Source organism: Methylobacterium endophyticum, assembly GCF_050591105.1.
GTDB lineage: Bacteria > Pseudomonadota > Alphaproteobacteria > Rhizobiales > Beijerinckiaceae > Methylobacterium.
The window spans coordinates 274082-295946 of sequence record NZ_JBNHES010000001.1 but is presented as its reverse complement, the minus strand read 5'-3'; the positions used below and the strand labels follow the sequence as shown (position 1 = coordinate 295946).

29 protein-coding genes and 2 pseudogenes are annotated in these 21865 nt (G+C 70.6%); 18 read left to right on the top strand and 13 right to left on the bottom strand.

From position 1 onward, the window contains the following. The first annotated feature begins 11 nt into the window (after positions 1-11). The 7 genes from ACP56T_RS01355 (at position 12) to ACP56T_RS01325 (ending at position 6994) form a co-directional block, all read left to right on the top strand. Positions 12-2927, top strand: coding sequence for an ATP-dependent Clp protease ATP-binding subunit (locus tag ACP56T_RS01355; RefSeq protein ID WP_305076751.1), 2916 nt, complete (start codon positions 12-14; stop codon positions 2925-2927). A 35-nt stretch (positions 2928-2962) separates the two neighbouring features. Further along, complete coding sequence (locus ACP56T_RS01350; protein ID WP_305076752.1) at positions 2963-3184, top strand: hypothetical protein; 222 nt, start codon at positions 2963-2965, stop codon at positions 3182-3184. Positions 3185-3267: 83 nt separating this feature from the next. Continuing rightward, positions 3268-3939 carry an Hsp20/alpha crystallin family protein gene (locus ACP56T_RS01345; protein ID WP_305076753.1) on the top strand — a complete coding sequence of 224 codons (672 nt, stop codon included), beginning with the start codon at positions 3268-3270 and terminating at the stop codon, positions 3937-3939. A gap of 159 nt (positions 3940-4098) precedes the next feature. Continuing rightward, positions 4099-4665, top strand: a complete 567-nt coding sequence (locus ACP56T_RS01340; protein WP_305076803.1) for an HdeD family acid-resistance protein — start codon at positions 4099-4101, stop codon at positions 4663-4665. 68 nt (positions 4666-4733) lie between these two features. Further along, positions 4734-5411 carry a PRC-barrel domain-containing protein gene (locus ACP56T_RS01335; RefSeq protein ID WP_305076754.1) on the top strand — a complete coding sequence of 226 codons (678 nt, stop codon included), beginning with the start codon at positions 4734-4736 and terminating at the stop codon, positions 5409-5411. Between the two features lie 186 nt (positions 5412-5597). Beyond that, the gene (locus ACP56T_RS01330; protein ID WP_305076756.1) at positions 5598-6440 is read left to right on the top strand and encodes a DUF2382 domain-containing protein; all 843 of its coding nucleotides are present in this window, start codon (positions 5598-5600) and stop codon (positions 6438-6440) included. Between the two features lie 8 nt (positions 6441-6448). Beyond that, entirely contained in the window at positions 6449-6994 is a 546-nt protein-coding gene (locus ACP56T_RS01325) for a phosphate-starvation-inducible PsiE family protein (protein ID WP_305076757.1), read from the top strand. 44 nt (positions 6995-7038) lie between these two features. Here the strand turns inward: ACP56T_RS01325 and ACP56T_RS01320 are convergent, their stop codons facing one another. Then, positions 7039-7416: a M48 family metalloprotease gene (locus ACP56T_RS01320; protein WP_305076758.1), complete on the bottom strand. Its 378-nt coding sequence runs from the start codon at positions 7414-7416 to the stop codon at positions 7039-7041. A 131-nt stretch (positions 7417-7547) separates the two neighbouring features. Further along, positions 7548-8261 (bottom strand): annotated as a pseudogene (locus tag ACP56T_RS01315) (IS21 family transposase); the annotation flags it as partial. Between the two features lie 176 nt (positions 8262-8437). Here ACP56T_RS01315 and ACP56T_RS01310 point away from each other — a divergent pair. Continuing rightward, on the top strand, positions 8438-8824 hold the full coding sequence (locus ACP56T_RS01310) for a transposase (RefSeq protein ID WP_305076786.1): 387 nt from the start codon (positions 8438-8440) through the stop codon (positions 8822-8824). Positions 8825-8851: 27 nt separating this feature from the next. Here ACP56T_RS01310 and ACP56T_RS01305 read toward each other — a convergent pair whose 3' ends face one another. Next, entirely contained in the window at positions 8852-9400 is a 549-nt protein-coding gene (locus ACP56T_RS01305; protein ID WP_305076787.1) for a DNA-methyltransferase, read from the bottom strand. A 61-nt stretch (positions 9401-9461) separates the two neighbouring features. Then, positions 9462-9623, bottom strand: a pseudogene (locus ACP56T_RS01300) (DNA methyltransferase); the annotation flags it as partial. Positions 9624-9990: 367 nt separating this feature from the next. On the opposite strand from ACP56T_RS01300, the gene ACP56T_RS01295 reads away from it, so the two are divergent. Next, positions 9991-10572 carry a metallophosphoesterase family protein gene (locus tag ACP56T_RS01295; RefSeq protein WP_305076788.1) on the top strand — a complete coding sequence of 194 codons (582 nt, stop codon included), beginning with the start codon at positions 9991-9993 and terminating at the stop codon, positions 10570-10572. A gap of 40 nt (positions 10573-10612) precedes the next feature. On the opposite strand, the gene ACP56T_RS01290 is transcribed toward ACP56T_RS01295, so the two are convergent. The 3 genes from ACP56T_RS01290 to ACP56T_RS01280 are packed head-to-tail and all read right to left on the bottom strand — an operon-like array spanning position 10613 to position 11597. Beyond that, complete coding sequence (locus ACP56T_RS01290) at positions 10613-10855, bottom strand: hypothetical protein (RefSeq protein WP_305076789.1); 243 nt, start codon at positions 10853-10855, stop codon at positions 10613-10615. Next, a complete protein-coding gene (locus tag ACP56T_RS01285; RefSeq protein WP_305076790.1) occupies positions 10852-11172 on the bottom strand; it encodes a hypothetical protein in 321 nt (106 codons plus the stop codon). The genes ACP56T_RS01290 and ACP56T_RS01285 overlap by 4 nt, the downstream gene beginning before the upstream one ends. An 11-nt stretch (positions 11173-11183) precedes the next feature. Further along, a complete protein-coding gene (locus ACP56T_RS01280) occupies positions 11184-11597 on the bottom strand; it encodes a hypothetical protein (RefSeq protein WP_305076791.1) in 414 nt (137 codons plus the stop codon). 158 nt (positions 11598-11755) lie between these two features. On the opposite strand from ACP56T_RS01280, the gene ACP56T_RS01275 reads away from it, so the two are divergent. Beyond that, positions 11756-12331, top strand: coding sequence for a hypothetical protein (locus ACP56T_RS01275; protein ID WP_305076792.1), 576 nt, complete (start codon positions 11756-11758; stop codon positions 12329-12331). A 147-nt stretch (positions 12332-12478) separates the two neighbouring features. On the opposite strand, the gene ACP56T_RS01270 is transcribed toward ACP56T_RS01275, so the two are convergent. Both ACP56T_RS01270 and ACP56T_RS01265 read right to left on the bottom strand, forming a co-directional pair. Further along, positions 12479-12772 carry a hypothetical protein gene (locus tag ACP56T_RS01270; protein ID WP_305076793.1) on the bottom strand — a complete coding sequence of 98 codons (294 nt, stop codon included), beginning with the start codon at positions 12770-12772 and terminating at the stop codon, positions 12479-12481. Between the two features lie 223 nt (positions 12773-12995). Beyond that, a complete protein-coding gene (locus ACP56T_RS01265) occupies positions 12996-13514 on the bottom strand; it encodes a hypothetical protein (protein ID WP_305076794.1) in 519 nt (172 codons plus the stop codon). Positions 13515-13675: 161 nt separating this feature from the next. On the opposite strand from ACP56T_RS01265, the gene ACP56T_RS01260 reads away from it, so the two are divergent. Continuing rightward, positions 13676-13984: a hypothetical protein gene (locus ACP56T_RS01260; RefSeq protein ID WP_305076795.1), complete on the top strand. Its 309-nt coding sequence runs from the start codon at positions 13676-13678 to the stop codon at positions 13982-13984. Between the two features lie 456 nt (positions 13985-14440). Here the strand turns inward: ACP56T_RS01260 and ACP56T_RS01255 are convergent, their stop codons facing one another. The 3 genes from ACP56T_RS01255 to ACP56T_RS01245 are packed head-to-tail and all read right to left on the bottom strand — an operon-like array spanning position 14441 to position 16985. After that, positions 14441-14539, bottom strand: a complete 99-nt coding sequence (locus tag ACP56T_RS01255) for a DUF2474 family protein (RefSeq protein WP_430910313.1) — start codon at positions 14537-14539, stop codon at positions 14441-14443. After that, a complete protein-coding gene (gene cydB / locus ACP56T_RS01250; protein ID WP_430910312.1) occupies positions 14539-15549 on the bottom strand; it encodes a cytochrome d ubiquinol oxidase subunit II in 1011 nt (336 codons plus the stop codon). Before cydB ends, ACP56T_RS01255 begins: the two co-directional genes overlap by 1 nt. Positions 15550-15560: 11 nt before the next feature. Then, positions 15561-16985 carry a cytochrome ubiquinol oxidase subunit I gene (locus tag ACP56T_RS01245; protein WP_430910311.1) on the bottom strand — a complete coding sequence of 475 codons (1425 nt, stop codon included), beginning with the start codon at positions 16983-16985 and terminating at the stop codon, positions 15561-15563. Positions 16986-17188: 203 nt separating this feature from the next. Between ACP56T_RS01245 and ACP56T_RS01240 the strand changes: the two genes are divergently transcribed. The 4 genes from ACP56T_RS01240 to ACP56T_RS01225 are packed head-to-tail and all read left to right on the top strand — an operon-like array spanning position 17189 to position 19096. Beyond that, positions 17189-17842 carry a peroxiredoxin gene (locus ACP56T_RS01240; RefSeq protein ID WP_430910310.1) on the top strand — a complete coding sequence of 218 codons (654 nt, stop codon included), beginning with the start codon at positions 17189-17191 and terminating at the stop codon, positions 17840-17842. Beyond that, positions 17842-18231, top strand: a complete 390-nt coding sequence (locus ACP56T_RS01235) for an ArsR/SmtB family transcription factor (RefSeq protein ID WP_430910309.1) — start codon at positions 17842-17844, stop codon at positions 18229-18231. Before ACP56T_RS01240 ends, ACP56T_RS01235 begins: the two co-directional genes overlap by 1 nt. Continuing rightward, positions 18228-18647: a YeeE/YedE family protein gene (locus tag ACP56T_RS01230; protein ID WP_430910308.1), complete on the top strand. Its 420-nt coding sequence runs from the start codon at positions 18228-18230 to the stop codon at positions 18645-18647. Before ACP56T_RS01235 ends, ACP56T_RS01230 begins: the two co-directional genes overlap by 4 nt. Further along, on the top strand, positions 18644-19096 hold the full coding sequence (locus ACP56T_RS01225; protein ID WP_430910306.1) for a DUF6691 family protein: 453 nt from the start codon (positions 18644-18646) through the stop codon (positions 19094-19096). The genes ACP56T_RS01230 and ACP56T_RS01225 overlap by 4 nt, the downstream gene beginning before the upstream one ends. Positions 19097-19108: 12 nt before the next feature. Here the strand turns inward: ACP56T_RS01225 and ACP56T_RS01220 are convergent, their stop codons facing one another. After that, a complete protein-coding gene (locus tag ACP56T_RS01220) occupies positions 19109-19657 on the bottom strand; it encodes a protein tyrosine phosphatase family protein (protein ID WP_430910305.1) in 549 nt (182 codons plus the stop codon). 195 nt (positions 19658-19852) lie between these two features. On the opposite strand from ACP56T_RS01220, the gene ACP56T_RS01215 reads away from it, so the two are divergent. From ACP56T_RS01215 to ACP56T_RS01205, 3 genes are all read left to right on the top strand, one after another. After that, positions 19853-20638: a sulfite exporter TauE/SafE family protein gene (locus tag ACP56T_RS01215; RefSeq protein ID WP_430910304.1), complete on the top strand. Its 786-nt coding sequence runs from the start codon at positions 19853-19855 to the stop codon at positions 20636-20638. 71 nt (positions 20639-20709) lie between these two features. Then, the gene (locus tag ACP56T_RS01210; RefSeq protein ID WP_430910303.1) at positions 20710-20922 is read left to right on the top strand and encodes a YgaP family membrane protein; all 213 of its coding nucleotides are present in this window, start codon (positions 20710-20712) and stop codon (positions 20920-20922) included. 34 nt (positions 20923-20956) lie between these two features. Further along, a complete protein-coding gene (locus tag ACP56T_RS01205) occupies positions 20957-21841 on the top strand; it encodes an MBL fold metallo-hydrolase (RefSeq protein WP_430910302.1) in 885 nt (294 codons plus the stop codon). Positions 21842-21865 lie beyond the last annotated feature (24 nt).

Below are 21865 nucleotides of genomic sequence, written 5' to 3'. Positions count from 1 at the left end.
GGGAGGGTACGATGGCGAACGGCATCTGTGATGTCTGCGGGGTGCGGCCTGCCACCGTGCGGGCCCAGGTGGTCTCGGATGGCCAGCGCCAGAACATGGAGCTGTGTGACGTCGATTACCGCCGCCTCGCGCGCCAACAGGGCCGCTCCAGCTCGCCGCTCGAGTCACTGTTCGGTGGCCGCGGCGGCAGCCTGTTCGACGACTTCTTCGGCGGCGACTTCTTCGGCTCCGGCCCCGGCTTGAGCGGCGACGAGCGTGCCGGCGCGGGCCGCGACCCCAGTGATGACCGAGACCGTACCGGGGGAGAGGGAGACGGCGGCGGCCGCGCCATTCCGGTCCGCTCCGGACGGGGGTCCGCGCGGGGCCGCGGCGCCCAAGCGGGCGTGGCGGATCGCCTGTCCAAGCACGCCGAAGAAATCCTGCAAGGGGCGGCCCGCGAGGCGGCGGAGGCCGGACGACGCGAGGTCGATACCGAGCACCTGCTGCTGGCGCTTACCGAGAGCGACGTGGTCCGCACCATCCTGGACCAGTTCAAGGTGTCGCTCGACGATCTGCGCCGTCAGGTCGAGCAGGAGACCCCGCGCGGGGACGCCGCGCCCGAGGAGGGCGGGGAGATCGGCGTGTCGCCGCGGGTGAAGGACGCGCTCGCGCGCGCCTTTCGGGCCTCGGCCGAGTTCGGCCACTCCTACGTCGGCCCCGAGCACCTGCTGATCGGGCTGGCCGAGGAGGGCGAGGGCTTAGGCAGCGACGTGCTGCGCCGCTACGGGCTCACCCCCCAGGCCATCCGCCAGCAGGTCACCAAGGTGGTCGGCCGCGGGGCCGAGGAGGGCCGGGTCGAGGCGCCCACCAACACGCCCAACCTCGACAAGTACGCCCGCGATCTCACCAAGCTGGCGCGGGAGGGCAAGCTCGATCCGGTGATCGGCCGCGCCAAGGAGATCGAGACCACCATCGAGGTGCTGGCCCGGCGCAAGAAGAACAACCCCGTCCTCATCGGCGAGCCTGGGGTCGGCAAGACCGCCATCGTCGAGGGCTTGGCTCAGCGCATGGTGGCCGGCGAGGTGCCGGAGGCGTTGCGCGACAAGCGTCTGGTCGAGCTCTCCATCAACTCCATGGTGGCCGGTTCCAAATACCGCGGCGAGTTCGAGGAGCGCGTGCAGCAGATCCTCAAGGAGGTCACCGAGGCGCAGGACAGCCTCGTCCTGTTCATCGACGAGATCCACACCATCGTCGGCGCCGGCCAGGGCGGGGGCGAGGGCGGACTCGACATCGCCAACGTGTTCAAGCCGGCGCTGGCCCGCGGCGAGCTGAACCTCATCGGCGCCACCACGTTGAACGAGTACCAGAAACACATCGAGAAGGACGCCGCACTCGAGCGCCGCTTCCAGCCGGTCTTCGTGCCCGAGCCGACGGTGGCGCAGACCATCATGATCCTGCGCGGGCTTCGCGACACGATGGAGGCGCACCATAAGGTCACCATCACGGACGAGGCGGTCATCGCCGCGGCCGAGCTGTCAGACCGCTACATCACCGGCCGCTTCCTGCCCGACAAGGCCATCGACCTCGTGGATCAGGCCGCGGCGCGGGTGAAGATCTCCGCCACCGCCCGACCCGTGGACGTGCAGGAGCTCGAAGCGGAGGTGCGCCAGCTCAAGCGCGAGCAGGACTACGCGGCGTCCCGCAAGCAGTTCGACCGCGCCCAGGACATCCAGGCCCAGCACGACGCCCGCAACAAGGAATTGCAGGACGCCACCGAGCGCTGGAGGCGCGAGCGCGGCTCGGCCTCGGCCGAGGTCAAGACCGAGCACATCGCGCAGGTGGTGTCCAAGCTCACCGGCGTGCCGGTGCAGGAACTCACCACCGAGGAGAAGCAGCGCCTTGTTCACATGGAGGAGCGCCTCCACCAGCGCGTGATCGGCCAGGACGAGGCGGTGCGCGCGGTCTCGGATGCGGTGCGGCTTGCCCGCGCGGGCCTGCGGGAGGGGCGCCGGCCGGTAGCCACGTTCCTGTTCCTCGGGCCGACCGGCGTGGGCAAGACGGAGCTCGCCAAGGCGCTCGCCGAGACCGTGTTCGGCGACGAGGACGCCATGGTCCGCCTCGACATGTCGGAGTACATGGAGCGCCACGCGGTGGCCCGCCTGATCGGGGCTCCCCCGGGCTACGTCGGCTACGAGGAGGGCGGCCAGCTCACCGAGCGCGTGCGGCGCCGGCCTTACAGCGTGATCCTGCTCGACGAGATCGAGAAGGCGCATCCGGACGTCTACAACGTCCTGCTCCAGGTGTTCGACGACGGGCGGCTCACCGACGGCAAGGGGCGGGTGGTGGACTTCACCAACACCGTCCTGATCGCCACGTCCAACCTCGGCTCGGACATTATCCAGCGCAACCTCAACCTCCGCGGCACCGCGGAGGACAACCAGGCGAAGCTGAAGCGCGAGCTGATGGACGTGCTGCGCGGGCACTTCCGGCCCGAGTTCATCAACCGCATCGACGAGATCATCGTTTTCCACGCGCTGGCCCGCTCCGAGATCCGGTCAATCGTGGAGCTGCAGCTCGAGCGCGTGCGCCGCACGGCCCATGGCCAGGGCGTCGATCTCGTGGTCGATCCCTCGCTCCTGGACCACCTGGCCGCGGCGGGCTTCCGGCCCGAGTTCGGCGCACGCGAGCTGCGCCGGCTGATCCGCTCGGAGCTGGAGACGCAGCTTGCCCGCGCCATGCTGGCCGGCGAAGTCCACGAGGGCGACCGGGTGCTCGCCCGCTGGGACGGCTCCCAGCAGAAGGTCGTGCTCGAGCCCCAGGCGAAGCCCGACGGCGAAGCCAAGCCGGCCGAGGGTGGGGCAGCCGGCGACCACCGGAATGCGGTGGAGGTGGAGCGGGACGCCCAGCGTGGCGGCGCCGACGAGGCCGGCCAAGCGGCGGCCGAGTAGGGGCGCGGTCAAGCCAGCCCTGAAGGAGGAACGCCATGTCCGCCAGACCTGAGCCGGACCGGGACGAGGAGAAGTCGGCGAACCCCGCCGAGCTCGATCCGGTCGAGGAGGCGAGCCTGGAGTCGTTCCCGGCCAGCGACCCCCCGGCCTGGACCGGCGTGGCCGCCGACAGGGTGGCCGAGGTTGGCCCTGACCTTACGACACCCGAGCGCAACGAGGGCGGAGCGCCCAAGACTCCGTCCACCCCGACTGGCTGAGAGACACCCTCGCCCAGAACTTGTTCGGCCACCCCCGAGGCGCGGTGGCCGAACCCGACCCGCAAGCGCCTAGGAGAAGCACGATGGCGCGCAATCCCCTTACCCCCTACCGCTCCGGCGGCAGCCTGCTCGGCGGCGATCCGTTCCTCTCGCTCCACCGCGAGATGAACCGCCTGTTCGACGACGTCCTGCGCGGCACGGCTCTCACCAGTGGCGGCCAGGGCGGCGCGGCCCTGATCGCGCCGCAGCTCAACGTCTCGGAGACCGACAGCGACATCCGCATCACGGCCGAGCTGCCGGGCGTCACCGAGAACGACGTCCATATCGATCTCAACGACGACGTGCTGGTGATCCGGGGCGAGAAGAAGGTGGAGCGCAAGGAGGAGAAGGAGCGCTTCCACTTCGTCGAGCGCTCTTATGGCACGTTCCAGCGCGCGCTCCAGCTCCCCTTCCCGGTCGATCCCGAGCAGGTGCAGGCGAACTTCGAGAATGGCGTCCTCACCGTCACCCTGCCGAAGACCGCCCAGCAGCAGCGTTCGCGCCGCATCCAGGTGCAGGCTGGTGGCGGGGGCCAAAGTGGCGGCCAGGGTGGGGCACAGTCGAGTCAGGGCAGCGCGGGCGGCACCGGGAGCGAGGCTGCCCAGACGGCGCAGGGGACCGGGTCCTCGGGTTCCGGGCAGGGCGCTGGCGGCCAAGGCGGCGAGGCCTCCCAGGGCGGGTCGTCGAGCGCCGGTTCGGGCACCACGGGCGCTTAAGCCTCGGGTCGAGCCGGACACCTCCGGAGCCACCGCCAGACGTCTGACCAGGAGTTCTCCATGAGCACAGGCAGCCCCTCCGCACCGTCCAACCCCGGCGGGACCTCATCCCGGGTGCGCGTCTTCCCGGCCGGGCCTGACGGGGGTGGCCTGGAGGCCATGGCATCGGTGCTGGCCCAGAACTGGTGGGCGGTGGCACTGCGCGGGGTGTGCGGCATCCTGTTCGGGATCATCGCCATCGTCTCGCCGGTGGCGACCGTGCTGACCTTGGCGCTCCTGTTCGCCGGCTATCTCATCGCCGACGGCGTGTTCGGCATCATCGCCGCGGTGCGGGCGGCGCAGGCCCACGAGCGCTGGGGTCTCCTGCTGGCTGAAGCCGTGCTCAACATCCTCATGGGTGTGATCGCGGCCTTCTTCCCGGGCGGGGCGGTGCTGGCCTTCGTGCTCATCACGGCGGCCTGGGCCCTGCTCACCGGCGGGCTCATGCTGGGCGCGGCCTTCAAGCTTGCCCAGTCGCACGGTCGGTGGTGGCTGGCCCTCAGCGGCGTCGTTTCCCTGCTCTGGGGCGTTCTGCTCGTCGTCTCGCCCCTGATCGGCGCCGTGGTGCTGACCTGGTGGCTCGGCGGCTACGCGCTGGCCTTCGGCGCCCTGCTCCTCATCCTCGCCTTCCGCCTGCGGCGGGAGCGCGACCGCCCGGCCGGCGGCGCGCTGGCGCAGGGCGCCTGACGCGGCGCTCCCGCCCTCTCCCCCATCCAGAACGCCCGATCCGGGCGACGACCACAGGAGATCACCCAATGTCCAAACGCACCCTCATCGCAGCTTGCGCGCTCGCCGCCCTGACCGGCTACGCGGTTGCCCAAGGCACGTCCGGCGGAGCCGGCTCGGGCGGTTCGACCACTGGCGGCTCGGGAACCGGCGCGGCGGGCAGCGGAACGGCGTCCGGCTCCGGCAACCAGGGCGGCACGTCGGCGCAGACCGTCCCGGGCTGGGGCGGCACCCAGGGCCAAGGCAGCCAGGGCGGACAGGCCGGCACCGGCCAAGCCACAACCCAACCGGGTCAGGGCGGCGCTCCCGCCGTCCAGGGCGCGGCAGGGAACGCGACGCAGGGCACCCAGGCCGGACCGGGCGGGCTCATCACCATCAACCCGCGCGCGGTGCTGATCACCTACTACACCGCTCAGCCCGCCGACACGCTCGCCTCGAAGCTGATGCGGACGACCGTGTACAACAACGACGGTCAGAAGCTCGGCCAGGTCGAGGACCTGCTCATCAGCCAGGGCCAGACCATCTCCGGCGTGGTGATCGGGATCGGTGGTTTCCTGGGGCTCGGCGAGCGCTACATCTCGCTGCCCCCGAGCTCGATCGTCCTCACGCCGGACGGCGACCGCTCCTACCGCGCGGTCATCAACACCAGCCGCGAGGACCTCAACAAGGCGCCCGAGTTCAAGTTCGAGGGCGCACAGAGCCGCTGAGCATCGCGCGGTATAGGGGCAGGCGCCGCATGCGCCTGTCCCCGAAGGCGCGACCGGTGGCAGGTCGACGAGGTTCGGCCCAGCCGAATGAGCCATCATCACTTCCCGAAGCGGCCTCCGCCGCGGGCCTGCTCGCGACCAAGCAGGCGATGGTCCCTGAACCCCACGAATAAGGAGGAGACCGCCATGACGCGGGAGACCCAGCAGCAGCACACCTTGACTGCCCTGGTCGATACCCGCGCCGAAGCCGCGCGGGCCGTCGAGCAGTTGGTGGAGGCCGGAATCACCCGGGCCGAGATCCAAATTATTCCCGGTGAGGGGGCGGCGTCCTACACCAGGCCCACGGGCCAAAGCTCGTATGACCGGGAACGAGACCAGGGCGGGTTCTGGGCCTCGCTCAAGCACCTGTTCCTACCCAGCCAGGACCGCTACGCCTATGCCGAGGGCATGAGCCGGGGCGGCGTGGTCCTGAGCGTGCGCGTTGACCCGGACGAGTTGGAGCGCGCCTCCGCCATCCTGGAGCGGAACGGCTCGGTGGATATGGAGCAACGCGAGGCCGCGTGGCGGCGGGAGGGCTGGGCGGGCTATCAGGCCGGCGGCTCGGCAGATGCCACCCCGGCCACCACGGGGGCGCGAGGCGAGCAGGTGATCCCCGTGGTCGAGGAGCAGCTGCGGGTCGGCAAGCGCCAGGTGATCAAGGGCCGGGTGCGCGTGCGCGCCTACGTGGTCGAGGTGCCAGTCACCGCCGAGGTGCAGTTGCGTGAGGAGCACGTGCGCGTGGAGCGCCACCCGGTCGGGCGCACGCTCACCCCCGAGGAGGAGGCCCGGCTCCTGCGCGAGCGCACCATCGAGGCCGAGGAGCGGGTCGAGGTGCCCGTGGTCGAGAAGGTGCCGGTGGTCAAGGAGGAGATCGTCATCCACCGTGAGGCCGGCGAGCGCGTCGAGGTGGTCCAGGACACGGTCCGGCGCACCGAGGTCGAGGTCGAGGACGAGCGAGGCACAAGCAGCGGCGCCGGGTCCGCGCGGTAGCCATGGACATGGATCATCGCGCACAGCCCACCCCCGGGGTGACCCCGGAGGCGGGCTCCCGATCGGGAGGGCGGCACGGCGCCGCCCTTTCCAATGCCTTCCAGGAGACGCGCGAGGCCTGGCCGGGCCTGTCCGCCTACGAGCGCTTCGAGCAGGTGGTCTCCATCCTGCTCACCATGCTCATCAGCGCGGTGATCGTGGCGGCGCTGGTCAACCTGACCTTCCGCGTGGCGAGCATGGTGCTGTTCGGCATGCTCGACCCGGCCGAGCATGGGGTGTTCCAGTCGATCTTCGGCATGATCTTCGTGGTGCTGATCGCGCTGGAGTTCAACCACTCGATCCTGAGCGTGCTGCACCGGCACCAGAGCATCATCCAGGTGCGGACGGTGGTGCTGATCGCGCTGCTGGCCCTCGCCCGCAAGTTCATCATCCTGGACGCCACCAATACGGACCCGATGACCATCCTCGGCCTCGCCGCTGCCGTACTCGCGCTTGGCGCGGTGTATTGGCTGGTCCGCGACCAGGATCGCAAGGAGGCGCACTCGCAGGGCTGAGTTTTGGAGCGGGCAGCGACCGCGCTTCGGTGGGTAAGCCGTGCCTAGGGCATGATGCGCCGCGCCAACCGCTGCGGCCAGCCCTGGCCGCCGAGCGCTGCGAGGTCGCGCGACGTTCCCCCCGTCCAGGCGCCGAACGGCAGGACCGCTTCCGGGCGGGCCGGCACGATGAGTTCGGCCAGACGGGCTACCCGCTCCTGCGTGGTCGGATGCGTGCGCAGCCAGTGCAGCCAGCGCCAGCCGCGGCTGGCGAAACGCTCCCAGTCGTCGCCCTGCATGGTCTGAAGGCGCCGGAGCGCGTTCGCGAGCGCCACCGGGTCGCCCGTCAACTCGACGGCTCCCGCGTCGGCCAGGAACTCACGGCGTCGAGACAGGGAGAGCTGCAGAATGTGGATCGGCGTTGAAAGCGGGACCCCAATCAAAATCGAAGTAGCGCATTGATGTTGCTAGCAAAATCGACGGTAGAGCGGGGTCCCGGTCGGCGCCGATTGGGACCCCATCACCTTCTTGTTTATGTGAGCGATCTCAACGCGTTAATGCAATTTCGGCTGGGGTCCCGCTTCGATGCCGATCCGCAGTAATGGGCACATAGCGCCTCATAGCGGCGGGTGAGGTCGGCGCTCGCGTCCGCGTCGAGATTGCGGAAGGCGGCCGAGAGGCTGTCGGTGCGGTGCTCGCCGGGTGCGCCGCCCAGGCTCCAGAGCGCATTCTGCACCCCCTCAGCCAACGCCACGAAGCTCTCGCCGCCCAGCACCACGTGGGCATGCTCGAAGCCCGAGTAGGCGAGCCGGAAGTGGTAGAGCCGGTGATCGAGCGCGATCCCCGCGATGGTGATGCCGGCGGCATTCATGTCGGTGAAGTCCGACAAGCCGATCCGCCCGGGCTCGTGGGTTTGGCGGAAGATGACCTCCTGCTCCGCACCGTGCAGCGCCCGCCAGGACCGGATGCGGCGCTCCAGGGTGCGCCGGACGCCGGCATCGAGCTCGGGGTGACGCCGGATCATCTCCTCGAACAGGGCGATGGGACGAAGGCCCGGGGAGGCCTGCAGGAGGGGTACGACCTCGGCCTCGAAGATCTCGGCCAGAGGATCGGGCCGCCGCCGACCCCTGGGAGCCTTCTTCAGAGATGGCAGGCGTGGATCCTGCTCGATGCGGTCGGCGGTGGCGGGACTGAAGCCGGCCTTGGCGGCCGCGGCACGTCGCGGGTCGGTCTGACGGAACTGCATGTAGAGCCTCATCTGGCGATCGGTCACATGGCGGCCGGGCATGCGGGACCCCTCCTCGGCGAGGAGGGCCGTCCGCACAGCCGGTCGGCCGTGATCGCCAGATCTCGTTCGCGTCCCTACGCTCGGGCTTCGCCCTCCCTCCGGGACGCGAACGAGATCAGTGCCTCATCTTGATTGTCGTGCCGTCACCATCCTGATTGTCGGGCTGCAGCGAGACGGTGTGGTACCTCTCCAACGGCCTGTCCAAGCCGTTCTTCGAGCGGCTGCTGGCCGACTTCGCGCGCGAGGTCGGAGCGGGCACGCGCTGCCGGGCGGTGGTGGTGCTCGACAATGCCGGCTGGCACACCCAGCCCAATCTGCGCGTGCCCGAGGGCGTCCGGCTGGTCTACCTGCCGCCCTACACGCCCGAACTGCAGCCGGCCGAGACGCTGTGGCCGTTGGTCGACGAGCCGGTGGTCAACCGGCACATCGCCAACCTGGATGAGCTGGAACGGGTGGTCGAGCAGCGATGCGCCACCTTGAGCGAGCAGACCAACGTCATCCGCTCACGCACAAGCTTCCACTGGCTGCCCAAAACTGCCAAGCCAAAACCCAAGCTGGCCTAATTAACCGGAAACCGTATGATCGTGGTCCTACTCGGCCGCGACGGCGACCTTGCGGGGACGCCGCGCAACATCGGACACGCTCTCGCGGATGCGACGCTCCGCCAGCGAGGCATAGGCGTCGTTGAGCTCGACCCCCACACCATGGAGGCCGGCCCGCGCCGCGGCGACGAGGGTGGTGCCCGATCCTAGGAAGGGGTCGAGAACCGTGCCGCCGGTCGGGCAGCCGCAGGCAAGGCATCGCTCGACCAACTCGACGGGGAACGGCGCGCAATGCGCATAGGGGTTCTCCGGCCGGGCGTGGATCACCCAGACGTCCTCCGCCCCGTTCAGACCGGACCGGTCGAAGCGGTACCGCGGCCCCTTCGAGAACAGGAACAGGTGCTCGTACGTCCGCCAGGGCCGGTCCTTGGCGGTCGGCTCGCCGAGCGCGTTCGGGCGCTGCCAGATGATGGGGCTGCGCAGGACCCAGCCGTCCGCCTGCATGGCCAGGGCGACTCGCCACGGGAGGCCGATCAGCGACTTGCGCGGCAGGCCGAGGCCAGGCCCGTCGACCGCGCGCAGCTTCTGCCGGGCCATGAGGCGGGCCGAGTGCTTCGGGTCGTGACCGAGGGGGGCGGCCCTTCGCGTTGTAGTAGGCGTCGCCGAGGTTGAGGAACAGCACGCCGTCGTCGGCGAGCACGCGGTAGGTCTCCCGGAAGGTCTCGACCAAGGCCGTTACGTACGCCTCGATGGTCGCCTCGTGCCCGATCTGCCCCTCGACCTCGTAGTCGCGCTGCCAGAAGTACGGCGGCGAGGTCACGACGCAATTGACCGACTTGGCGTCGAGCGCGCGCAAGCCCTCCCGGACGTCCGCGGTGACGATGGGGCGGAGCTAACCCCTACAGCGTTGAGGTTCGGTTGTTGCGGAATCGCCTCGGGAGTCAATCGGAAGCTCACGGGAGGTGCCATGTCCGAAAATCCGGACATGGCCGCCCAGGAGATCCGGCGAGGGAAAACGTAACCACGCCGGCAGCCGCCGCTTGCCGAGGGAGTCGGGAGCTGCGATCCCACCCTGGCCCCGCATGGAGAGCGCCGTGAAACGAATAGCCACCCCCCGCACCGAGAGACCCACCCACCCGGGGGCGTGACCGCGAGCGCGGCAGCCCCTTCGACAGGAGGCTGCCCCGATGAAGAACTCGACCTCGAACCCCATCACCTACTTCACCGCCGATACCCATTACGGCCACGAGGGCATGATGGAAGGGCGAATGTCCCGGCCGCGACCCTTCGGCTCCGTCGAGGAGCATGACGAGACCCTCATCGCCAACTGGAACGCCGTCGTCCGGCTCAGCGACGAGATCTGGCATCTCGGGGACTTCGCGTTCGGCTGCTCGGCCGAGCACGCGGCCGCGGTGTTCAAGCGCCTCAACGGCGTCAAGCGGCTCGTCTGCGGGAACCACGAACAGCGGGGCCGGCGGTTGCCCTGGGCGAGCCAGCACGAAGGGTTCGTCGACGTCACCGTCGAGGGCACCCGGCTGTTCATGTGCCACTACTCGATGCGGGCCTGGCCCGGCATCTGGCAGGGGACCCTCCACCTTTTCGGGCACACCCACGCCAGCCTGCCGGACACGCGGCGGTCGGCGGATGTCGGCGTCGACGCCTGCGACTTCCGGCCGGTGCGGCTCGACGAGATCAAGGCGCGCATGGCACGGGCGGCGACCTGGCCCGAGGAACTCGCCGCCGACGCGGCCGCAGGCAAGATCCGCTGAAACGCCGAAGGGCCCCGGGGAGCGTCCCGGGGCCCTTCGGCTATTCGGCTTCCGCGATGGCTACGGCCGCCCGGCGCAGGGCCTGGGCCCGCCCCTCCAGCCCCAACGCCTCCCGCCCGAGCAGCGCGAGCAGCGCCGGCGCCACCGTCTCGGGGATGCCTCGCTGGCCCGCGGCCCACCGCTGCATGAGGCGCGCATCGACATCGAGGGCGGCCGCCAGGGGGCGGCGCCACTCGTCACCGAAGAGGGCCTGGCCGGCGGCCGCGAGCAGATCGGGCGTCACGCTTCCGCTCTCCAGACGCAGGCGCCCTGCCACTCGTCCACCCACGCCATAAGCTCCAGCGGCTCGTCCGGAGTGACGCCGCAGGCCCACGCCAGGACCTCACCGCTCGCGAGGGTTCCGAGGTACCGGTCGCCGGGCCGATCCTCGCGGTACCACGCCGGCCGCGGCCGGCTACAGGCGGCCGCGATGGAGGCTGCGACGCCCTCGGCGTCGGCGCGGGTGCGGGCGCCCTTGAGGTACTGGAGTGCCGGCAAGGCGCTCAAGGCAGCGCGGCGGGCGCCGAGGGCGTGGAAGTGCACGGGGTTGTTGTCGTTCACCGTCGCCTCCCTCAGATGGCCAGGCCGAGGGCACGGTCGTCGGCGTCGAGGGCCGCGAGATCGCGCTCCAGCAGGACCTGCGCGAGATCGACCTGAAGGCCGCTGAGTCCCTCGCGCTCGCGGCGCTTTCGCCCCTCAGGCAGCGCATGCGTGTAGAGGAGGCGGACCTCGATCTTCCCGTCGAGGTCGAGGTCGTTCTCCAGGGCCCAGTTGACCCAAGCCTCCTTGATCGGGCGCGTGCTGCGCCAGTCGGCCTGGATGACGAGGTCGAGCTCGGGGTGCGGGTACTCGTCGTACGGGGCCGCGATGCGAGCGTGCACGACCGGCGTGGCGCCGGCGGCATGGAGCGCGTCGGCGATGCGCTCGCGGTCGGCCTGTTCAAGGCGGCGGGCGGGACGCGAAAGAATGGGGGCGGTGGGACGCATGATGCCGAGGTCTCCCGTGCGGCGGATGGGCGGTCGGCAGGGCCGACCGCATAGGGACCATGGTACGATTCGCGATGCCGGGCACAAGAGCCCCCGCGGCCCGTGTGGCTTTCGTCGTCCGAGCGCACCCTGACGGGGTCACCCCTCAGGAGGAAACCGTGCGCTCGCTTATCCGCTTCATCGCCGCCATCATGCGGGCCGCCCTGGCCGCTATGGCGGCAGTCCCCCGGCTCATCTGGGACGGCGCCCGCTGGGTCGCCCGGGCCGTCACCGCCCCGCCGCCGGCAGTCGCCGAGGCGCAGGCCGAGGCCATGGCCGAGATCGAGGCGATGGCGCAGGAGGACGCGGCCACCAAGGCTAAGCCCGCCTCGACGCCAGCCGCCGTCCACGAGGCATGGGGGCGCGCCGCGGTGGCGCACCTGGCACCGCTGCCCGGGCAGGCGCCCGAGGCGACGGCCTGCCTCGACGACGCGGCGCGCGTCTACCTCGACCGGCTGACCCCGGAGCAGGCCCTCCGGCTGGCGTCGCTGGAGCCCCGCCACGTCGGCGCGCACCTGCTCGGCAACCGGCATCTCGCCGCGCTGCCCCGGCCGCTCACGATGGCAGAGTGGCGGAAGGAGGAGATGGAGCGCCTCGCCGTGAAGGTGGCGCCCCAGCCGCACCCGGACGCCGAACCCCGGCGCGACCGGCGGGAGGCGTCCCACCGGCCGGCACCGGCCTTCGCCGTCGCCTGATCGGACGGCCCGACGCAAGCGAGCCCGCCCCGGGAGACCGAGGCGGGCTTATTTATTTGTGGATAACGCCATCTGTCTTGCTTAACCGACTTGACTCTTTCCCCCAGCACACGCGCTGGCATCACGGGATGCGACGGTGGCATCTCGTCATGCCGCGGCGGCACGCGCGCGGAGAATGAGGATGCGGCGGCGCTGCTCGTCTTCGTCTTGGCGGGCGGCCTCGGCGCGGGCGGCGTCCGCCTGCCTGGCCCGAACAGCCTCGATGCGTCCGGCGCGGACCCGCGCGGCGACGGCGCGCCAGGCATCCGCCGTCTCGGCATCTCGCTCGGCGCGGGCGGCCCGGCCGGTGATGAGGGCGGAGGCAAGGCCGCCGGCGAAGGAGTAGGCCGCGGTCTCGAAGGCCTGCCCGACTTGGTGGGCGCTGGTGTGGTAGTGCGTCATCAGGGCGGCCTCCCTCGTTCGGTGCCACCTTGAGATCGCAGCTCGCCGAATCGGCGCCAAGGCTCGCCGGTCGACTTCCTGTGGGCAGAGTAAAGGAAGTCCTGGGCGTTCCCCCTCAGCCGGACGCGCCAACAGAAAGGGCGCCCCCTGGAAGAGGAGCGCCCCGTTACCATGCCTCATTGAAACGGATACTTGGCTGGACGCCGTCCGGGTCGCCGCCGCCTCAGCCGGCCCGGCTCGTCGGCCCCGGGAGCAGCTTCCCGGCGATGACCGTGCGCCGCATCTCCGGGCTGCCCCCCCGCGCCCGCAAGGCCTCCATGGCGTAGCGGAGGATCGGCGCCAGTTCGACGGTGAGCCCCTCCACGGTCCCGGCGCGCCGGACCAGGTCGGGGACGCCCGCCTCGCGCAGCACACGGGCGAGCGCCCAGGCGATGGCGCTGTCGACGGTGCGCGTGTCCGGGACGCCTTGGCGGCGGCGGGCGGCGCGTTCGATCCGTTTGCGGGCGGCGTCCTGCCGGCGGGCCGCGGCCGCCACGGCGGCGCCGGTGAGCACGGGCTCCTCCCGACCCTCCTCCGGCAGCGCCATGGCCATCTCGGGCTCGGCCGGGGGCACGAGGTCCTGCCCGGGCTCGTCGTCGGGCTCCGGGAGGGGCGTGTCGTCCTGATCGGCGTAGATCTCCTCCAGCCTATCGCGGATGAAGGGGTCCTGCTCGTCGTCGTCGCGGTCGTCGTCGTAGCGCATGGGGGGCTCTCCCGGGTGACGAGGGAATCGTCCCACCGGTCCTCGAAAGCCACCAGCCGCCATCCCTGTGGACGGCGGCAACGCGCCGGTGTCCGGAAATGCGGCCGTAACCCCGCGCCCGCCATCCCCGGGACGGTGGCGGAGGGCGCGCGATGGCGGGGATGGACCGAGACGACATGAGGCTGGCGGGCCGGGTCATGGAGGCGCTGCGCCTCCGCGACGCCCACGCCGGCTACATGGAGATGCTGCGCGCCGGGGCGGCCGCATCGCCGCCGGGGCGCCCGGGGGCCATTGCGGAGGCGCAGGTCAAGGCGGCGGACCTCGACGCATGCCTGTCGCGGGTGCTCCGGCGAGTCCAGGTGAAGGACGATACGCCCGAGCCCTTGGTGCGCCTGGTCGCCGAGGAGCGCAGCCGCGCGACCGCGCCGGTCCGTCAGGCGCGGGGACGCCGCGGCGGCTCGGCCGGATAGCCCCATCCCGCCGTAGCGAGCTCGGCGCCGTCGCGCAGGCGTCACGCCGCCTCAAGCGGCGCGTTCGGAGCCATCTGCCGGTATGCTACGGGTTTGCTACCGGAAGGTTCGGCGCGCGGTCGCGGCGACTGCTCTGCAGAGGGGAGGAGCGCTTGGCCGTTCCTTCCGCCGCCCGCTTAGAAGGCGGCTGCTCTATCCAGCTGAGCTACGGAGTCTCGTTGCCGCGCGGCCCCAAAAGCCACGGCTCCGGGCCAGGGTCAAGCGTTTCCGCCGCCACGCACTTTCCGCTGGGCGAAACGGGTCCGGCAGGTCAATCCAGCCGCGCTCCGATACTATGGGCGGTGGCGATGGCGGGCGTTTGCGACCTGCGATGGAACGGTCCAGAAGACCGTGGACGAGATCAGGGGGCCTGCGGCCGTTCGCCGGTCCGCGTGAACCGATCGCGGCGGGCGTCGCTCAGACGGCCTTGAGCAGCCAGCGCAGCGGCAGGGCTACGGCCGTCAGGCTCGCGATGCTCATTGCCCAGAGCAGGACGAACCAGCCGAGCCGGCGCATCAGTGATACCCCGCTTCCGCCGTGACCTTCCCACGGAATAGCCAATACACATAGGCCGTGTAGACCAGGATCAGCGGCACCAGCACCGCCGCCCCGTAGAGCAGGAAGGCCTGGGCCTTCGGGTGGGTGGCCGCCTGCCAGATCGTGACGCTCGGCGGCACGATATGCGGCCACATGCTGATGCCGAGGCCGATATACGAGAGCAGGAAGAAACCGAGCGCGCAGAGGAAGGGCGAGACCTCCTCCCGCCGTCCCAGCCCGTGGGCGAAGCGCCAGGCGAGCAGCCCGACGAGAATCGGGACCGGCGCCCCCACCAGCATGCCGGGCAGGCCCAGCCAGCGTTCGCGGAAGGGGGCGGAGACCGCGAGCATGGTCGCCGAGACCACGGCGATCAGGAACAGCGTGGCGACGGCGAGCGGCTTTGCGAGGCGGTAGGCGCGGATCTGCAACTCGCCGTGGGTCTTCCAGATCAGCCAGCAGGCACCGAGCAGGCCGTAGCCGACCACCAGGGCGATCCCGGTGAGGACGGAGAACGGCGTCAGCCAGTCCCACCATCCGCCGGCATAGGCCCGGCCCTCGATGCGGATGCCCTGCACGAAGGCGCCGAGCGCGATGCCCTGGCAGAAGGCGGCGACGTAGCTGCCCCAGGAGAAGGCCCGGTCCCACCAGAGCTGGCCTCGGGGCGTGACGACCCGGAAGCGCATCTCGAAGGCGACGCCGCGGAACACCAGGGCGAGCAGCATCAGGATGAGCGGCATGTAGAGGGCCGGCAGGATGGTGGCGTAGGCGAGCGGGAAGACCGCGAACAGCCCGCCGCCGCCGAGCACGAGCCAGGTCTCGTTGCCGTCCCAGACGGGGGCGACCGAGTTCACCATCACGTCCCGCTCGGCCTTGGCGCGGACGGCCGGAAAGAGGATGCCGATGCCGAGGTCGAACCCGTCCATCGCCACGTAGAGGAAGACCGCCGTGGCGATCAGGAGCGCCCAGATCAGGGTGAGGTCGAGGTTCATCGCAGCCTCCGTCACGCGGTCGGACCCAGACGGGGCTCGCCCGCCAGGGCGGGCGCCGGGGTGATGCCGGCGGTCCGCACCGGCTGGCCGACGGTCAGGCCGGGTTCGTGCGGGCGCGGGGTCTGGTTGAACAGGTGCAGCAGGTACCAGATGCCGGCCCCGAACACCGTGAAGTAGACCACCGCGAAGGCCGCCAGCGAGGCGGCCACGGCGGGGGCGGCGATGGGCGAATGGCTCTCGGCCGTGCGCAGCAGGCCGTAGACCGTGAAGGGCTGGCGGCCGGATTCCGTCACCACCCAGCCGGCCGTCACGGCGATCAGCCCGGAAGGTCCCATCGCCACGGCGAAGCGGTGCAGCCAGGGCGCCTCGAACAGCCGCCCCTTGTAACGGAGACAGAGGGACCACAGGCCCAGCGCGGCCATCAGCAGCCCCAGGCCGACCATCACCCGGAAGGCCCAGAAGACCAGGGGCAGGTTGGTCGGCCATGTGTCGCGCGGCAGGTCCTTCAGGCCGGTGACTTTCGCCTCGAGATCGTGGGCGAGGTAGAGGCTCGCGAGGCCGGGGATGCCGATCTCGTACTTGGTCTCGCCGGCCTGCGCGTCCGGCCAGCCGAACAGGATCGAGGGCGCGCGGGGCGTGCTTTCGAACAGCCCCTCCATTGCCGCCAGCTTGGCCGGCTGGTGATGGTAGGTGTTGCCGCCGTGGAGATCGCCCAGCACCAGCTGCACGGGGGCGACGACCGCCGCCATCCACATGGCCATGGAGAACATCAGCCGGGCGCGGGGGTTGGTGCGGTCGCGCAGCAGGTGCCATGCCCCCACGGCGCCGACGATCATCGCCGTTGTCAGATAGGCGGCGGTGACGGTGTGGGCGAAGCGGTAGGGGAAGGACGGGTTGAAGATCACCGCCCACCAGCTTTCCGGCACGAAACGGCCGTCCGCATCGAGCCCGTAGCCGGCGGGCGTCTGCATCCAAGAATTGGCCGATAGGATCCAGAAGGCCGAGAGCAGCGTGCCGCCCGCCACGAGGCAGGTCGCCAGGAAGTGCAGGCGAGGCCCGACCCGCTCCAGGCCGAACAGCATCACCCCGAGGAAGCCCGCCTCCAGGAAGAACGCGGTGAGCACCTCGTAGCCGAGCAGGGGGCCGAGAACCGGCGCGGTCTTGTCCGAGAAGACCGACCAGTTGGTGCCGAACTGGTAGCTCATGACGAGCCCGGACACGACGCCCATGGCGAAGGCGACGGCGAAGACCTTCAGCCAGTAACGGTAGGTGTCGAGATAGACGTCCCTTCCCGTCGCGAGCCAGAACGCCTCCAGAACGGCGAGATAGCTCGCCAGTCCGATGGTGAAGGCCGGAAAGAGGAAGTGCCAGACGACCGTGAAGGCGAACTGGCTGCGGGCGAGGTCGACGGCGCTCGGAAGATGGTCGGCCAGCATCGGATCGGGCCCTCGCAGGGATGGGCCGCGCGACGACCGATCCGGCCGGCTACGCGCCACGCGTGGATCCTACCTCGCGCCCAGGCGCCCGCCTGTCAATCCATATCTTTCGCGTCAATTTCAATACGAATAGAATAATATATATTGACCCGGCGGATCGGGTGGAAGCACTGTGCCGCACCCCGTTCCCCGAGCCTCGATCCATGACCACCGAGACCATCAGCGGCCAGGCTGCGATGCCGCCGACCGCCTGTCCACCCATTATCGGCGACGCGGCCCCGAACTTCCGCGCGCGGACCACGATGGGCCCACGGGCGCTCCAGTCGTACCGGGGCCGCTGGCTGGTGTTCTTCTCCCACCCGGCCGACTTCACCCCCGTCTGCACCAGCGAGTTCGTCGCCTTCGCGCGGGCTCACGACGCGTTCCAGGCGCTGGATTGCGACCTGCTCGCCCTCTCCGTCGACAGCCTGTCCTCACATCTGGCATGGCTGCAAAGTATCGAGCAGTGCTTCGGCGTCCGGGTACCGTTCCCCATCGTCGAGGATCCGGCCATGGGCATCTCTCGCGCCTACGGCATGCTGCCGGCGGGCGCGACGTCGAGCGCCACGGTGCGCACCACCTTCGTCATCGATCCCGAGGGGATCGTGCGCGCCTCGATCGCCTATCCGCTGACGGTGGGGCGCAGCGTCGCCGAGATCCTTCGGCTGGTGCAGGCGCTCCAGGCCAGCGATGCGGGCGACGTTTCCACGCCGGAGGGCTGGCGGCCGGGCGAGCCGGCGCTGGCGAACCCGCCGCTGACGGGCGACGAGGTCGGCGCCTGCGGAGCCGACTGGTATTACCGCCTGGAAAGCGCATGATGGCTCGCAGCACCGACGAGGCGCCGGCCGGCGCCGCCGCCGACCAGCTCAAGCTGGTCGCCAACCCGAACCGGCTGCGCATCCTCTACCTGCTGGCCGAAGGCGAATGCTCGGTTTCGGAGATCGAGCAGCGCCTCGGCATCCGCCAGCCGACCCTGTCGCAGCAGCTCGGCGAATTGCGCAACGCCGAGGTCGTCACCACCCGGCGGGAGCACAAGGTGGTGTTCTACAGCCTGGCCGACCCACGCATGAGCGCGCTTCTCGACGCGATCGAGGACATCCTGATCCTCGACCGTCCGCAGCGGCGGGTGCCGGCGGCCGCGCTCGACGCGCGCGCTCGCGCACTGGGCCAAGCCGCCCAATTCGGTCAGGTCGGAGACGAGCCATGAACGCGTTCCTCCCCGCGCTCGCGGGCGGCGCCCTGATCGGAGCCTCGGCGGCGCTCCTGCTCCTCGCCAACGGCCGCATCGCCGGGATCAGCGGCATCCTCGGCGGGCTGCTCGGAACGGCCGCGCGCGACGGCGCATGGCGGATCGCCTTCCTCGTCGGCCTCCTCGCCGGGCCGGCGCTGTTCCGGCTGACGGCGGGCCACTGGCCGGAAGCCCGCATCGGCGCATCCTGGCCGATGCTGGTGGCAGCCGGGCTCCTCGTCGGCTTCGGGACGCGCCTCGGCTCGGGCTGCACCAGCGGCCACGGCGTGTGCGGTCTCGCCCGGCTGTCTCCGCGGTCCTTCGCGGCGGTGGCGACCTTCATGGCGGCGGCCATCGTCACCGTCTTCCTCGTCCGGCACGGAGCGGCCCGATGAACCCGCCCCGTCTTCTCGCCGCGCTCGGCAGCGGCCTGCTCTTCGGCCTCGGTCTCGCTCTTTCGGGCATGATGGACCCGGAGAAGGTGCTGGGCTTCCTCGATGTCGCGGGTGCGTGGGATCCGAGCCTCGCCTTCGTGCTCGGCGGGGCGGTCGGCGTGTCGGCGCTGGGCTACGCCCTCAAGGCGCGGATGGAGCGTCCCGTCCTCGCGCCCCGCTTCGAGGTGCCGGCGAACCGGAGCGTCGATGCCCGCCTCCTGGCGGGCGCCGCCCTGTTCGGCATCGGCTGGGGGCTTGCCGGGTTCTGCCCCGGTCCCGCCCTGGCCGGACTGACCCTCGGCCTGCCGCAAGTCGCCCTGTTCGTGGCGGCGATGCTCGGCGGGATGCTGCTCTACCGGCTCACCATGGAGCGTCCGCCGAGCCCGCGCGGCGCGGGCCACCGGGCTTGAAGGCCCCGCCCGTCATGAGGCGGGGCCCGCTTCACCGCTCAGGCGGCCGCCCTGTCGGCCGGGTGCGGCTTGGCCATCCACTCGCGGCCCTTGAGCATGGCCTTCCAGTAGATCGGCGGCAGCATCCGCTGCGGATATCCGTCCGCCCGCCGCGATGCGGCGCGCGGCGCCGTTCATGTCGTAGCCCGCCGCCTTCGTCGCCGAGAGGATCTCCGGCAAGGGCCGCCCCTTGGCCCCCTCGCTCAGGGACCACAGCGTCGCCGAGCGCGTGCCGGTGCGGCAATAGGCGAGAACGGGCTTGGGGAGCGCCGAGAGCGCCGCGTCGAAGGCGGCCGCGTCCCCGTCGGACACCTTGCCCGACTCGACGGGCAGGTAGCGGGCTTCGAGCCCCGCCGCGCGGGCAGCCGCCTCGATCTCAGAGAAGTTCGGCTGGTCCGCGCCCTCTCCGTCCGGTCGGTTGCAGATCACGGCCCGGAAGCCGGCGCGGGCGGCGTCCGCGAGATCGGAGGGAGCGACCTGCTCCGTGACAGACAGGTCCCGGTCGAGGCGCTTGGCTTCCATGGATGCGCTAATCAATATGTATTTATATATTATGATACACAATTTCAACAAAACCACATATTGACAGCGTCTGCAAGTGTGTCCAATTGCTTGGCGTGAGCAGGCACCCGTTCGATTGATATTTTTATAGATCGAAGAGACCCCGTGTCGCCCGTCCGACGCCGAGGGCGGTCGATCGAGGAGAACGCACCGTCGATGAGCGCGCTTCCCGTCCTGCTCTCCGGCTCCGGGGTCGGATTCACGCTCGGCCTGATCGGCGGCGGCGGCTCGATCCTGGCGACACCGCTGCTGCTCTACGTCGTCGGCATGGCCCAGCCGCATCTCGCCATCGGAACGGGGGCCCTCGCCGTTGCGGCCAATGCGTTCCTGACCCTTGCCGGCCATGCCAGGGCCAGCAACGTGCGCTGGCGCTGCGCCGCCGTCTTCGCCGCTGTCGGTGTGCTCGGCGCCTTTGCCGGCTCCACGCTCGGCCAGGCGGTCGACGGGCAGCGCCTGCTCTTCCTGTTCGCCCTGCTGATGGTCGTCGTCGGCGTGCACATGCTGCGCGGACGCAAGAGCCAGGGCGGGGCCGCCGAGCCGGCCGGCTGCGGCCCCGTGCCGAGCGGGAAGGTCGTGACCGTCGCCTTCGCGGTGGGCGTGCTGTCGGGCTTCTTCGGAATCGGAGGTGGCTTCCTGATCGTGCCGGGCCTCGTCTTCGCCACCGGCATGCCCCTCATCGACGCGGTCGGCACCTCGCTGCTCGCGGTCGGCGCCTTCGGCCTCGCCACCGCGCTGAACTACGCCCTGTCCGGGACGGTCGACTGGGTCGTCGCCGGGCAGTTCATCGCCGGCGGGCTCGTCGGGGGCTTCCTCGGGATGCGGCTCGCGAACCGCCTCGCCGGGTACAAGGGCGCCCTCAACACGGTGTTCGCCACGGTGATCTTCGTCGTTGCCGGCTACATGCTCTACCGCAACGCGGGTGCCTTCGCCGCGACACCGTGACCCCTTCGGAGCGGGCGCCCGGTGCCGCGCCCGGTCCGGTCCCTCCATCGGCACCGCCAGGACGATCTCCGATGACAGCCAATCTCGGCGGTGCCGACCGCGCTCTCCGCCTCGTCGCGGGCTTGCTCGTGGCCGCGCTCGGCTTCGCGCTGCTCGCCGGTGCATGGGCCTACGCCGCCATCGCCATCGGCGCGGTGCTCGCGCTGACGGCGCTCATCGGCTTCTGCCCCGCCTACACGCTCCTCGGGCTCGACACCTGCCGCCGCCGGATCCCCGGCGCCTGACCCTCGCACGCCCCACCGAGACAGGAGAGTTCCCATGGCCGAGCCCGTCATCCGCGCCTTCTTCGACGAGCCCACCAACACGGTGAGCTACATCGTGGCCGACCCCGAGACCAAGCAGGCCGCCTTCATCGACCCCGTGCTCGACTACGACCACAATAGCGGCAGCGTCGACACCCGCTCGGTCGAGGCGATGCTGAGGGCGGCCGAGGAGGCGGGGTACGCGGTGGTCTGGACGCTGGAGACCCACGCCCATGCCGACCACCTCTCCGGTTCCCCCTACGTGAAGGCGAAGACCGGCGCAAAGATCGGCATCGGCGAGCACATCAAGGAGGTGCAGAAGATCTTCCGCCCGGTCTTCAACGCCACCGATCTGAAGACCGACGGCAGCGATTTCGACCGTCTCTTCACCGATGGCGAGACGTTCCATATCGGAAATCTCGCCTGTGAGGTGCTCTACACGCCGGGCCATACGCCGGCCGACATCTGCTACCGGATCGGCCGCCACGTCTTCGTCGGCGATACGCTGTTCATGCCGGATTTCGGCACCGCCCGCGCGGATTTCCCCGGCGGCGACGTGCATGCGCTCTACCGCTCGATCCGCACGCTGCTGGCGCTGCCGCCGGAGACGGTGCTGCACCTGTGCCACGACTACAAGGCGCCGGGGCGCGACGTGTATGCCTGGGAGACGACGGTGGGCGAGCAGCGCGCGCGCAACGTCCACGTCAGAGAAGGCGTGAGCGAGGAGGAGTTCACCGCCATGCGCACCGCGCGCGACGCCACCCTTGCCGCGCCGCGCCTGCTGCTGCCCTCGATCCAGGTGAACATGCGGGCCGGCAAGTTCCCGCCGGCTGAGGCGAACGGCGTCCGCTATCTCACCATTCCGGTGACGCTGAAGGGTAGCGCCGAGGCGATGCTGTAGGGCGACGAGAGGGCCGGCCGGCGG